Genomic DNA, 12,797 nt, shown 5'->3' on the forward strand with positions numbered 1-12,797 from the left:
CAGCCCTGACCTTTAGGGCGATCGTCCGTGTACGTCCGTCTCATGAGCGAGTCAGCCGAGGGTCGTCATCTCCTCCGGGTCGGGGACAATCCGGATGGTCCCCCGCTGCCGGCCGACGCGCTACGATCCCGGGCAGGGACCGTAGCGGTGGACACTGAACGTGATTTCCAAGCCGCCCGCTCGCAGGTCGAATCCGGGGCCGTCGACTGCGTGATCGCCGACCACTCCGCGGATGGATTCGACGGGTTGTCGCTGCTTGAAGCGATTCGACAGACGCGCCCGAACTTTCCGGTGTTCTTGCTCCCGACGAGTGACGACGGCGACGTCGCACGGCGCGCCGTCAGGGCCGACGTGACGGCATTCGTCCCGCAGTCCTCGCCGGATCTTGCGACGCAGGTTCTCGAGGAACTCGACGACGCCGTGCCCGCCACCCACGAAGATCGGATCAGGATGCCGATCCACGACCGGACGGCAACCGAGGAGCAACGTCTCAAAGAGCGCGCCTTAGACGAGGCCCCGGTCGGGATCACGATCGGCGATGCGACCGAGCCGGACGAGCCCCTGATCTACGTCAACGACTCCTTCGAGGCAATCACCGGCTACGACAAGGAGGAGGCGATCGGCGTCAACTGTCGATTCCTGCAGGGCGAAGACACCGACGCCGAGACGACCGTCGAGATCCGCGAGGCCGTCGAAAATGAAGCGCCAGTGTCGGCCGAACTATTGAACTACCGAAAAGACGGTTCGACGTTCTGGAACAACCTGGCTATCTCGCCGATCCGCGACGACGACGGCGACGTGACCAACTTCGTCGCCTTCCAGCAGGACGTGACCGAGCGCAAGGAAGCCGAAGCCGCGATCCGGGAGGAACGAGAGACGCTCCGTCGGTTGCTCGATCGCGTCGAGGGGCTCGTTGGTGACCTCTCTGAAATCCTGGTCCGGGCGAACAATCGGACCGAGATCCACCAGATGACGGTCGATCGAATCGGCTCCGGTGAGGAGTTCGACCGGGCCTGGATCGGCACGTACGATCCGACCGCCCACACCGTCTCAATCGCGGAGTATAGCGAGGACGGTCCCGAGGCCGTGAGGATTGCTCTCGACGAGGGTCGACCGGGCGCTGATCGTATCGCGGCGGCCCTCGAAACGGATTCGATTCAGCGACTCGGTGACGCGACGACACTCGACCCACCAGTCGGCTTCGACTCGGGGCAGGCTGGGTCGGGCGTGCTCATTCCGCTCTCCTATCGCCGGACGACCTACGGCGTCCTTTCGGTTTTCGACGCCGACCCGGCGGCCTTTGACGAGACTGAACGGGCGATTCTGGGCGCGCTCGGTCGGGTGATCGGCGCGGCGATCAACGACGTCCTCAGCAAGCGGACGGTCACGACTGACGTCACGATTACGATTGAAGTCGATCTCCAGGACCCGTCGCTGTTCCTCGTTAACCTCGCGAATACGGCGACCGACCCGATCGTCTATCGTGGTACCCAGGTCCACGATGACGGGCGCGTCGCGTTCCTGTTTGCCGTCTCCGAAGCCGACGAAGCCGCAGTCCTCGGGGCCGAGGACCGCTACGAGGCCGTCACGGACGTGTCAGTCCTCTCGACGGCCGACGGGGAGTGTGTCGTCGAGATCGTCACCGCTGGCGCAGAGTTCGTCGACGCACTCGCGAGCTACGGGGCAGATGTCGAGACGATCTCGATCGACAACGAGAGCGTTCGCGTCCGCTTTACCGTCGCTACCGAGCAAAATGGCCGGGCGATCGTCGAGGAACTCGAAACGGCCTACGACGTTGTCGAACTGATCGCGTATCACGAGTCCGAGGACGCCGACGAGACTCCGCGATCGTTCGCGGCAGCTGTCGAGGCCGAGCTGACCGATCGGCAACTGACGGCACTGAAAAAGGCCTACACGAGTGGATTCTTCGAGTGGCCCCGCCAGTGTGAGGGTGAGGATCTCGCCGAATCGATGGATGTGGTTCCCTCGACGTACTATCAGCACCTCCGGACGGCCGAGAAGAAACTCATGCGAGCGTTCTTCGAAGACGACTAACCCACTCTCTGTGAGCGATGACTTCCCCGACTGCCACCGCCTTCCGGTGGTTATTATTCAAGATAGGACCGGAGCGTCTGCAGTGTCGCCGTCACCGCTTGCTCGATTCTCGTTTCGATGACACTCGTCGGGATGGCATCGAGGACGGCCGCCGGCAGCCGGACCGCCATCGAGCAGGTTACCCGCGTCCCGTTGTCAGTGGCGGCAAGCCGATACCGGACCGTTCCATCAAGTGCACCGGACAGCGAGCGGACGAGCCGGGTCGGTGGGCGACGGAGGCTGTCGGTCAGCTGGCCCGAAAGCGTGACGCCGGCGAGTTCGTATTCATACCGGGTCGTAAACCCTTCCTCTGGCGGCGTCGCGCTGACGGTGATCAGGCCGGGCGTAATCTTCACCTGGTTTCGGGGGTCAGCCAGGAATTGGAAGCCCGTCCTGGGGGGCACGCCGACCGTGATCGAAGCTTCGTGTGTGAACACTTCCAATCACCACTCCGAGGTGGATACACGCGGCGAGCGGTCGGTGTCCCGTAACGACACCTGGCTCGACCGCTATACGCTGGTTCGTTCGTCACCAAGTTGTAGCTTGTACCGAACTGATTTGGTCGCGTGTCAATCGGTACTGACCACAGTTGCAGTGGCAGTGCATCGTCAGCAGCGGATTCAGAACGCGCCCACACACTTTGGCGTCGAAGCGGCTGCGTTACCGACCCCAATTGAGTGGGTGGACTTTTGAGGCGTGATGCGGACGTAGCTGTACTATCAGCCATGGAAAACCGAGCGACCGTCGCGATAGGGACAGATGACTGGGTCTGCCTGACAGTGCTGAGCGTTCCAGGGGACGACGCTCGGACTGTCCTGTCGGTCCCGGTGGGGGCGATATGGTCCTGACCTACCTGCAATTCACGCTGCTGTTCGTCGGCGTGCCGATTGTCGCCCTCGCCACAGCCCTGTTCGTCACTCATCGGTTTCATCCGGCACAGCTTGCAGGCACGGGGCTGTTACTCGGCGTCGCCCTCGTCTATACGCTCCCGTGGGATGCTTATCTTATCCGGACGGGCGTCTGGGAATACGGCTCGATCGTCGTCGGGCACGTCGGAGCCGTCCCCTACGAGGAAGTGCTGTTCATCGGGGGCCAGACCGTGTTGACCGGGCTGTGGACGGCGATGGTGGTCCGGCCAGACGGGGCGGGATCGTCCGTCACGCCACGGCAGCGAGCAGCTGGCGTCGTGGGTGGGCTACTCGTCGGTGCGCTGGGCCTGCTCGCTCTGACCGCGACGACGTTCCGGTATCTCGGTGCAATCTTGGCGTGGGCAGGGCCAGTGCTTGCCCTTCAGTGGGGGTTTGGCTGGCCCGTCCTGCTGGCAAGAGGGCGTGGCGTATTGGGCGCGCTGGCAGTGCCCACGGCGTATCTCTGGGTGGCCGATCGGCTGGCAATCGGCCTCGGGCTGTGGACGTTCTCGCCGACGTACACGACCGGCGTGACGTTGCTCGGCCTCCCGATCGAGGAAGCGATGTTCTTCCTGATGACGAATCTCTTCCTCGTCCAGGGACTGGTCCTGTTCGGCTGGGTCGTCGAACGCGGCGCGCTTCCGTCACTCTCGGCGCTCCTTGGAACCGTTCCGGAGCGAACGAAGTGAATCGGTCGGCCCCGCGTGCCCGACCGCCCGGCGTATGAGACGATCGGCGTCCACCGAGCAGTCAATCGTCGGCTGGCGTCGGCTCGACGGGCGGTTCCTGCAAATATGCCTGTCGCGCCGTGAGCACGTAGGCCGTCGTCGCGACGGCGATGAATCCGGCAGCCAGGACGAACCCGGCTTCCGTCGAGACGAAATCCATCGTCGTCCCGACGAGGACCGGGCCCGCGACCTGGCCGACTTTCCAGGAGATCGATCGCAGCGACATCGCACTGGCCACCGAGTCGTACCGTTCGCCCTCGTCGACGAACAGCGACATGCTGGCCGGCAGGCGGATCGAGTCGGCCACGCCCAAAAGCGAGTACGCGAAAAACAGCGTGACGAAGGCACCACCGAGGACCTGTGTGTCGCCGAGGAGCCCGATCCGTATTGGCTCGATCCGCCCCTCGAAGAACGCGGCCAGCGGGATGATTGCCGTCCCAACACCATACAGGAACGCACCGAGGGCGACGAAGCGATACTCGTGGCCGAACCGATCCGTGAGCGTCCCGACGTAGCCCTGCATGAGTGCCTTCGTGAGCTTGCCGCCGGCCATGATCCACCCGATCGCGAACGCGGAGATGCCGAACGTCGTCCGTGCGTAGATCGGGAGGAAAATGATGACGGCCATCTTCCCGAAACTGAACGCGAACCGAAAGCCGACCAGTGCCCGGAGCGTCGGCAAGCCGAGCAGCGACCGGAACGCGTCGAGACCGCCAGCCTCGTCCGGACTTGTCTGCCCGCCGGGATCGTCACGCAGGAACGCCCAGACGAGCAGGAACGAGGCGAGGGTGATCGCCGTCAGTACCAGGTACGGCACGGTGAAGCCGTAGGCAAACAGGAGGTAGCCGCCGACCAGATCGCCCAGCAGCGACGAGAACGAGGCGACCTGGTTGTACGAGCCAAGCCACAGTCCCTGGCTCGCGTTCGGACTGATCTCCCCGACGATCGTTGCCCCCGTGATCCAGAGGACGCTGGCTCCCAGGCCCTGTAGCATTCGGATCAGGATGACGTGGACGGCACTGTCGGCGAAGATGAACCCGACGAAGACGGCGACGTTTATCAGAAATCCGGCGAGTAGGTACCGCTTGGCGTTGCCCGTATCGACGGACCGCCCCAGCGGCAGGACGACCAGCAACTGCACGATTGCAAAGGAGGTACCGAACAGCCCCTCGACGAAACCGGTCGTCTCGAAGAGGTCGGCGTACAGCGCCAGCGCGATGAGAATCGTCGAATACGCTTGACTGCGCGCAAACGCCGTGCCCGCCAACGCGGCAAACTCCCGGTCGCCCAAGAGCGCGACCGATCGAAACCGTGTCACGAGAGACCGTTTTTGTGGGTTGTTTACGTGGGAAGAAAAATCTCTCGAACTCTCTTCTCGGCGACGTGGCGCGAAAAATGGATTCGGGGTGGAGCCGCGTTCAGTCGGCTGCGTGTGCGGATCCGCTGGACGCCGGCGCGGCGTCGTCCAGCACGTTGTGACTACGCAGCAGGATGATCCCGAAGATCACCTTCGCGGTCACGTCCAGCACGGCGAAGCCGGCCGTCTCGGGGCCGATCCCGATGACGCCGACACCTTCGGTTCCGATGATCCACCAGATCGGGTAAACCAGCCAGAGGATTCCGATCATGTTCCGGAGCAGTTTGAACGTACTCCGCGTGTCCGGCGACAACTCGTTGGCTTTGGCCGTCAGGGTCGAGAACAGGAAGTACAGCAACACCAGCAGGAAACCAGTGGAGACGCCCCACCAGACGATGCGGAGCGCCTCGGCCTCAAGTCCGGCCGCGCCGGTGAACTGCAGTGTTGCGACGACACCCGTGAGGATCATCAACACGTCCAGGCCGACGAGCGTCGAGGTGGTGTTCCGATCAGCACCCGCGAGCAACGCGATGTCGTACAACAACAGCGGCGTCGTCAGGATCCAGTCGGTGTACCGGGCCCAGTAGATGGTTTCAGGCTCCTCGAAACTGGTCCCGATGATGTCGTTGACGATTTCGATCGGCAACCGGCCGAACCCTGTCGCCATCGCCAGGTAGTTCACGAACGCGATCGCCGCGATGAACGTTGTGACGATGTAAAACTTCTTTCGCCGGGAATCCTGTACGTTCCAGCCTGTCGCGATGAAGTACAGCATCCCCAGGAACATTCCTGCCGTGCCTGCCCACAGTGATATGTTTGTCAGGTCTGCCATGCTACAACTACCCATTGTTGCCGGTTCTGGGTAACTATCGTACCAAATCAATTCGGTATCTGACCGGTCACTCACGCGAGACAGGCCTGTACCGACAGGGTTTCACGGATCCGGGCCGTGGCATACTCCGAATGAGCAAGGACGTCATCGAGGTCCGCGGGGCCGAACAGCACAACCTCAAGGACGTCGATTGTGAGATTCCGCGCGAGGAACTGACGGTCGTCACCGGCCTTTCCGGGTCGGGCAAGTCCTCGCTGGCCTTCGAAACGATCTACGCTGAGGGGCAGCGTCGATACATCGAATCGCTGTCCGCCTATGCCCGTAATTTTCTCGGCCAGATGGACAAACCACAGGTCGAATCGGTCGAGGGACTCTCGCCTGCGATCTCCATCGACCAGAAGAACGCCGCCAACAATCCCCGCTCGACGGTCGGGACCGTCACGGAACTGCACGACTATCTCCGCCTCCTCTATGCCCGCGTCGGGACGCCACACTGTCCCGAATGTGGCCGTGAGGTTGGCGAACAGAGCGCCGAGAACATGGTCTCGCGGATCCTCGACCTCCCCGAGGGGACGAAACTCAAGATCGCCGCGCCGATCGTCCGGGATCAGAAGGGTGCCTTCGAGGACCGCTTTGACGATCTCGTGAGCGAGGGATACAGTCGCGTCGAGGTCGACGGCGAAGAATACGATCTGACGCTCGACCGGCCCGACCTCGACGAGAACTTCGATCACACGATCGACGTCATCGTCGACCGCGTCCAGGTCGCCCCCGAGGCCCGCTCGCGGATCACCGACTCAGTCGAGACAGCCCTGACCGAAGCCGACGGCGTGCTCAAAGTGATCGTCCCCGATCCGCCCGAAGGAGCCCAACTGGGCGGTGCGAGTGCCCGTTCGACTGGAGACCTCGCTGACGAGGCCGAGGACGGCGAGGGCGGCGGGTCGGGAGCGGACCGACTCGTCGTTGAGTTCTCCGAAGAACTCGCCTGCACGCATTGTGGCATCGATATCAGCGAGATCGAGACCCGGAGCTTCTCGTTTAACTCCCCGCACGGTGCCTGTCCGGAGTGTGAAGGGCTCGGGGAAACCAAAGAAGTCAGCGAGGATCTGGTGATTACCGACCCCGCCAAGCCACTGAAGCACGTCTTCGAACCCTGGAGTTACAACCGGACGTACTACTCCCGACAGCTTGACAACGTCGCCGAGCACTTCGGCGTCAGCCTGGAAACGCCCTTCGAGGACCTCGATCCGGCGATTCAGCGCCAGTTCCTCTACGGCACGGACGACCAAGTGCACTTCCAGTGGCAGACCAAGAACGGCACCCGCGAGAAGACCGAACGCTTCGAGGGCGTCATCCCGAACCTCGAACGTCGCCACGTCGAGACGGACTCCGATCGGGCGCGTGAACACATCGAGGAGTTCATGGCCACGACGACGTGCCCCAACTGTGAGGGAACGCGGCTGAAAGCCGAATCGCGGGCCGTCCTCGTCGAGGGAACCTCGATCACCGCAGTCAACGAACTGTCGATCGGGGACGCCCTGGCACACTTCGAGGGGATGGAAGACGGAATGAGCGAGCGTGACGCCACGATCGCCACGGAGATTCTCAAGGAGATCCGCGCCAGGCTTGGATTCATGGAAGAGGTCGGCCTGGAGTACCTCACGCTCGATCGAGAGGCATCGACACTGTCAGGGGGCGAAAGTCAGCGAATCCGCTTGGCCACCCAGATCGGCTCGGGACTCGTGGGCGTGCTGTACGTCCTCGACGAGCCCTCGATCGGGCTCCACCAGCGGGACAACGATCGCCTCCTGAACACCCTGGCGGAGCTTCGCGACCTCGGGAACACTCTCCTCGTCGTCGAGCACGACACCGAGACGATGCGGCGGGCGGACAACATCGTCGATATGGGGCCGGGCCCAGGCAAACGGGGCGGCGAGATCGTCGTCAATGGACCCTTCGAGGAGGTTCTCGACAGTGAGGCGTCGATTACCGGCGACTACCTGGCCGGCGAACGCACGATCCCGGTGCCCGACGACCGTCGGGACCCCGAGGGCTCGTTGAGGATCCAGGGCGCCCGCCAGCACAACCTCACAGACCTGGACGTCGAGATTCCGCTCGGGACGTTCACCGCGATCACCGGCGTCTCGGGGTCTGGCAAGTCGACGCTGATGCACGACGTGCTTTATAAGGGGCTTGCTCGCGAGATGAACGACAACACGAGTGTCGATCCAGGCGAGCACGACGCGATCGACGGGATCGAACAGATCGAGACGGTCCGACTCATCGACCAGTCACCGATCGGTCGGACGCCACGTTCGAACCCGGCGACCTACACCGACGTCTTCGATCACATCCGCGAACTGTTCGCCGAGACCAACCTCGCCCAGCAGCGCGGCTACGACAAAGGTCGCTTCTCGTTCAACGTCAAGGGCGGGCGGTGTGAAGCCTGTGGCGGGCAGGGCACGGTCACCATCGACATGAACTTCCTGAGCGACGTGGAGGTCCCCTGTGAGGAGTGTGGCGGCGACCGGTACAACGCCGAGACCCTGGACGTGACCTACAAGGACGCAACCATCGCAGACGTTTTGGAGATGACCGTCGCCGAAGCCTCCGAGTTCTTCGAGAGCCACCCCGGGATCCGACGCCGCCTCGAACTGCTGGCAGATGTGGGTCTTGGCTACATGAAACTCGGCCAACCGTCGACGACGCTGTCGGGCGGGGAGGCCCAGCGCGTCAAACTTGCAGAGGAACTGGGCAAGCAAGACAGCGGTGAGACGCTGTACCTGCTGGACGAGCCGACCACTGGGCTTCACCCCGAGGACGAGCGAAAGCTGATCGACGTGCTTCATCGTCTGACGGCTGATGGGAACACGGTCGTTGTCATCGAACACGAACTCGACCTTGTGAAGAACGCCGACCGGATCATCGATCTCGGACCCGAGGGCGGGGAAAACGGAGGGACTGTCGTCGCCCATGGCACACCTGAGGACGTGGCACGGACTGAGGACTCCTACACCGGGCAGTACCTCCGGGATCTCCTGCCGGCCATCGACATGGAGGGCCCGCGTGCCGATCGGGAACTCGCCGCCCCGCCAGCGGCCGACGACTAGCCGCCGGGCTGTTTTCTTCGCGGAACTGAAACGTTGGCCCCCTGGGTCCGTCATGGACACCAGGTCGGTCGAACTGGACGATCGACTCGTCGTCGTGACCGGTGACCGGTGGTCACGGCAGTGTCGACCGTGAAGACCTATACTTCTCGACCCCGTGGCCAAGAACACATGCGTGACGTGATCGTCGTCGGCGCGGGCCCAGCGGGGAGTCGCTACGCCCGCCGAGCGGCCGAGGACGGCCTGGACGTGCTCGTCTTCGAGCAGGGGACAATCGGCGAGCCCCTGGCCTGTTCGGGCCATGTCAGTACCGATGTCCTCAAGTACGTCCCCGAGGCCGACCGCGATGACTTGCTTCAAAACGAGATTCGCGGCGCGCGCTTCCATCTCGGCGGCCCGGACAGCCGCGCCTATCCGTTCTACAAGGACGACGTCATCTCCCAGGTGATCGATCGCGTCGGCCTCGATCGGGCCCTTGCTGACGCTGCGAGCGACGCCGGGGCGACGGTCCAGGACGGCCACACTGTCACCGACGTCGAAGAGTGCGACGACCACGTCGCGGTGACTGTCAAAGGCGGGGACGGCACCGAAACTCACCGGGCACAGCTGGTCGCTGGGTGTGATGGCCCACAGTCCCGCGTCAGAGACACCGTCGGACTTCCGGAGCCAGATGAACTCTTACACGGCGTGTTGGGGTTCGACCCTGATCCCGACGACGGGGACTTCGTCGACGTTCACCTGAACGTCCCGCGGTTTTTCGCCTGGCGGATTCCGCGTGGGGCGGCCGGCGTCGAGTACGGCCTCGCGACGCCGCCGGGCGAATCCGTCGGCGACCGCTTCGACGTGCTCACTGACGCCTACGGCGTCGAGACAGAGCGCCGCTGCTCGGGACTCATCCCGATCGGCCCGCCCGATTCGATCACGAGCGACCGGGTTTTCCTGATTGGTGACGCTGCCGCCCAAACGAAGCCCTTCACCGGCGGTGGCATCCGCTACGGCATGACAGCGGCCGATCATGCCGCCGAAACGATCGATCCCGACCGGCCGGCGACGCTTGCCGACTACGAGGACGCCTGGCGGGCGGACCTGGGGCGGGAAATTCGATTGGGAGCGTGGGTCCGTCGGGGGTACTCCGTCCCGGAACCGATCCAGCGGGCTGGACTCCGGCTGTTCTCGGGAAAGATCGGGGTCCATATGGACGAACCGTCGTCGCTGTTCTCACGGGAGCAATTGCGGGCGCTGTTTGCGCGGTAACGCCGGACCCAGGCTGGGGATTTATGACACGCCCGACTCTCAACCGAGCCAACGATGCCATATTGCCCAAACTGTGGGTCGGAAGTCGATCCGACAGTCACACAGTGCCCTTCCTGCCAGGCGTCGCTTCGAGGAACTGGCCTGGAGGGCCAACAGGCCGCCGGTGGCCGAGCAGACAGCGGCCCCCCGAGTGCAGATTCAGTCCCACCACAGGAAAACCAGCAGCCGGCGTCCCAACGCGACCGCCAGGACCGATCGAACCGACAACGCCGTGATGACGGCAGCGGGCAAGGCACTCGACAGCAACCCAGTCGACGACAGACCGGTGGGCAACAACCTAAGCAGCAACAGGCCAATCAGCGACAACAAACTGGTCACCAGCAGGCCGGCCGGCAACGGACCAATCAACGACAGCAAACTGGTCAGCAGCAGGCTGGGTCCCAATCCCATCGGCAAGCCTCGCCCCAGGGTGGCGATGGTGGGCGACCGCCAGGTGGCCAGGGGGGCACGAGTCCAGGTGGCGGGACCAGTCGCCGTCGATTGCTCGGACTCGGTGCCGGATTGCTGGCCCTCGCTGGTGGTGGCGTGTTTGCCTACGATCAGTTCCTCTCGGGTGGCCAGGGACCGACAGCCGCAGCCAAATCGTTCATCCAGGCCCTCGACGACGGCGACGCGGTCGAGGTACGATCGCTTGCTGCCACTGACTCGCCGATTCAGGACGTCTCTGAGAGCGATCTAGCGCCGTTCGACACTGCCGAGTTAGAAGTACAGCGCACCGCAGTCCAAGCCCAAACTGAGACAAGCGCTCGGATCGAGGCCGATGTCTCAACCGCGGGCGACGCCGCATCCTCGACCCTTTCGATCCACCTGCAGAAATCGGATGGTGAGTGGCTCGTCGAGCGAATCATGAATCTCAACGCGGGCGGCTTCCTCCAGAGCAGTGCAGAAGAGAGCGGAGAGCAGGCGGCCGAGCAGGTCACGAATCGGCTCGTCGAGGTGAATACAGTCGGCACAGTCGGCATGGACGCCTCCGGAGCACCAGCCGTGACGACAGTCGAGATGACTGTTCGACTCGCCCCCGGATCGGGTGACGTCACTCTCGACGAAATAGTGGTACAACTGGTTCAGTCAAACGGCTCGTTCACCCTTGCAGCTGCCGATGCCAGTGGAGTCGACGAGGTTGATGGGGGGTTCGTCGTGACGCCGTTACGCGATAACGACAGCTCGATCGAGAGCAACGCTGCTTTGAACGATCCGGTCGATCGGGCGACGCTCGAAATCGGACTCGACGGCGAGGGATTCAATATCGAGAGCTATCTATCCGCTGGCAGTACGGCAGAAGTACAGCTCCAAACTTCGAGTGGTGGACACACGACGATCACGCTGGTCGTCCCTGAGGCCTTGGACGGAAAAGACACTGTCTCACTCTGACTGCCGCATTGTTCGTCCCAGCCGACTCCGTCGGGACGATTCACTCCTCCAGCAACCGGGCTGACCGGTCGGACCCCTGGACGAACGGGGGTGACGAGATCGTCGCCGCGAGTCGCTCGTCGCCGATAGCGACGGTTTCCTCGTCTGTCTCGACCATCGCAAACCCGACCGCCCCCTCGTCTTTGGGCTGCTCCCGGGCGCGTGTTACCTCGCCGACCGCCCGGCCCCCTGCGTAGACTGTTGTGCCATCTACGGGCGCTGTGGCTGCCGTAAACGCTCGAAGGCGGTGGTCTCCTTGCGACGGATCCTCGGCCGGCGGAAAGGCGTTCGAGATACCAATGGCGGCCGGGTCGGTATCGCGCAGCTCCGTCTCGAACAATGGTGTCCCCGCCTCCAGGGTGAGCGTCTCCCACGTTTCGTAGCCAAACGGCGCGGCACTGAGCCCCCGATTGACCAGTGCGTCGAAGACCTCGGCGGCGTCCGCACTCGCTGCAATGAGGAGATACCCCTCCTCGCCGGTGACGCCGTCATCCCGGATGACAGTGACGCCGCTGTCTTGGATCGCACCGCGATCGATCGACAGTGCTGAATCCGGTGTCGTCGCCGAACAGACGCTGGCGACTTTCTCGGTCGCTTCCGGGCCATACACCCCGAAACCAGCGAATGCGTCAGAGTTGTCCTGCACGACAACTCCATCGCCGCTCCAGGCCTCGACGACGGCATCGGTTCGATCAGGGGGAACGAATGCCAGAATTCGATCCTCGACGGTGAAGACGTACGCGTCGGCCACAATCGATCCGTCTGTCAGGACAAATCCGTACTGTCCGGCGTCGACGTCCGGGAGGCGGTTCGAGAAATTTTCCTCGACGAGCTGCTCACGCCAGGCCCCTTTAACGACGATTACCCCGAGGCCGTGTTCGATGACGCCGGCTACGTTGCGGACGGCACGATACGTTCGCTCTGGACGACCGTAGTGCGCGACGATTCGGGTGCCAGCCCGCGCCGTGATGATGCCGCCGTACTGTTCGTGTCGCGCCGGAAGTCCCGTCATTGATCGGCTAGCGCTACCGGGCCGACGCATAAAAC

At 63.5% G+C, this 12,797-nt stretch carries 10 protein-coding genes; 5 read left to right on the forward strand and 5 right to left on the reverse strand.

Annotated elements, in window-relative coordinates; genetic code table 11:
* Positions 1 to 42: 42 nt before the first annotated feature.
* Positions 43 to 2,055, forward strand: a complete 2,013-nt coding sequence (locus HZR20_RS10550; protein ID WP_181686567.1) for a bacterio-opsin activator domain-containing protein — start codon at positions 43 to 45, stop codon at positions 2,053 to 2,055.
* Positions 2,056 to 2,108: 53 nt separating this feature from the next.
* On the opposite strand, the gene HZR20_RS10555 is transcribed toward HZR20_RS10550, so the two are convergent.
* The gene (locus HZR20_RS10555) at positions 2,109 to 2,531 is read right to left on the reverse strand and encodes an SRPBCC family protein (protein WP_181686569.1); all 423 of its coding nucleotides are present in this window, start codon (positions 2,529 to 2,531) and stop codon (positions 2,109 to 2,111) included.
* Between the two features lie 401 nt (positions 2,532 to 2,932).
* Here HZR20_RS10555 and HZR20_RS10560 point away from each other — a divergent pair, with 401 nt between their 5' ends.
* Positions 2,933 to 3,691, forward strand: a complete 759-nt coding sequence (locus HZR20_RS10560; protein ID WP_181686571.1) for a lycopene cyclase domain-containing protein — start codon at positions 2,933 to 2,935, stop codon at positions 3,689 to 3,691.
* Between the two features lie 61 nt (positions 3,692 to 3,752).
* On the opposite strand, the gene HZR20_RS10565 is transcribed toward HZR20_RS10560, so the two are convergent.
* Both HZR20_RS10565 and HZR20_RS10570 read right to left on the reverse strand, forming a co-directional pair.
* On the reverse strand, positions 3,753 to 5,048 hold the full coding sequence (locus tag HZR20_RS10565) for an MFS transporter (protein WP_181686573.1): 1,296 nt from the start codon (positions 5,046 to 5,048) through the stop codon (positions 3,753 to 3,755).
* Between the two features lie 100 nt (positions 5,049 to 5,148).
* Positions 5,149 to 5,919, reverse strand: a complete 771-nt coding sequence (locus HZR20_RS10570) for a bacteriorhodopsin (RefSeq protein ID WP_181686581.1) — start codon at positions 5,917 to 5,919, stop codon at positions 5,149 to 5,151.
* Positions 5,920 to 6,050: 131 nt separating this feature from the next.
* Between HZR20_RS10570 and uvrA the strand changes: the two genes are divergently transcribed.
* Both uvrA and HZR20_RS10580 read left to right on the forward strand, forming a co-directional pair.
* On the forward strand, positions 6,051 to 9,029 hold the full coding sequence (gene uvrA / locus HZR20_RS10575) for an excinuclease ABC subunit UvrA (protein ID WP_181686583.1): 2,979 nt from the start codon (positions 6,051 to 6,053) through the stop codon (positions 9,027 to 9,029).
* Positions 9,030 to 9,197: 168 nt separating this feature from the next.
* Positions 9,198 to 10,280, forward strand: a complete 1,083-nt coding sequence (locus HZR20_RS10580; RefSeq protein WP_181686585.1) for a geranylgeranyl reductase family protein — start codon at positions 9,198 to 9,200, stop codon at positions 10,278 to 10,280.
* Between the two features lie 198 nt (positions 10,281 to 10,478).
* On the opposite strand, the gene HZR20_RS14570 is transcribed toward HZR20_RS10580, so the two are convergent.
* Positions 10,479 to 10,730 carry a hypothetical protein gene (locus HZR20_RS14570; RefSeq protein WP_258560420.1) on the reverse strand — a complete coding sequence of 84 codons (252 nt, stop codon included), beginning with the start codon at positions 10,728 to 10,730 and terminating at the stop codon, positions 10,479 to 10,481.
* 90 nt (positions 10,731 to 10,820) lie between these two features.
* Here HZR20_RS14570 and HZR20_RS14575 point away from each other — a divergent pair, with 90 nt between their 5' ends.
* On the forward strand, positions 10,821 to 11,711 hold the full coding sequence (locus HZR20_RS14575; protein WP_258560421.1) for a hypothetical protein: 891 nt from the start codon (positions 10,821 to 10,823) through the stop codon (positions 11,709 to 11,711).
* Positions 11,712 to 11,751: 40 nt separating this feature from the next.
* Here the strand turns inward: HZR20_RS14575 and HZR20_RS10590 are convergent, their stop codons facing one another.
* Positions 11,752 to 12,762, reverse strand: coding sequence for an aminomethyl transferase family protein (locus HZR20_RS10590; RefSeq protein WP_181686589.1), 1,011 nt, complete (start codon positions 12,760 to 12,762; stop codon positions 11,752 to 11,754).
* Positions 12,763 to 12,797 lie beyond the last annotated feature (35 nt).

The sequence above is a fragment of the Halorhabdus salina genome (assembly GCF_013839425.1).
Classification (GTDB): domain Archaea; phylum Halobacteriota; class Halobacteria; order Halobacteriales; family Haloarculaceae; genus Halorhabdus; species Halorhabdus salina.

What these genes read in the sequence shown, in the direction of transcription:
- HZR20_RS10550 (WP_181686567.1), top strand. Translation starts at nt 43, where the DNA reads ATGAGCGAGTCAGCCGAGGGTCGTCATCTCCTCCGGGTCGGGGACAAT.
- HZR20_RS10560 (WP_181686571.1), top strand. Translation starts at nt 2,933, where the DNA reads ATGGTCCTGACCTACCTGCAATTCACGCTGCTGTTCGTCGGCGTGCCG.
- HZR20_RS10570 (WP_181686581.1), bottom strand. Translation starts at nt 5,919, where the DNA reads ATGGCAGACCTGACAAACATATCACTGTGGGCAGGCACGGCAGGAATG.
- uvrA (WP_181686583.1), top strand. Translation starts at nt 6,051, where the DNA reads ATGAGCAAGGACGTCATCGAGGTCCGCGGGGCCGAACAGCACAACCTC.
- HZR20_RS10580 (WP_181686585.1), top strand. Translation starts at nt 9,198, where the DNA reads ATGCGTGACGTGATCGTCGTCGGCGCGGGCCCAGCGGGGAGTCGCTAC.
- HZR20_RS14570 (WP_258560420.1), bottom strand. Translation starts at nt 10,730, where the DNA reads ATGGGATTGGGACCCAGCCTGCTGCTGACCAGTTTGCTGTCGTTGATT.
- HZR20_RS10590 (WP_181686589.1), bottom strand. Translation starts at nt 12,762, where the DNA reads ATGACGGGACTTCCGGCGCGACACGAACAGTACGGCGGCATCATCACG.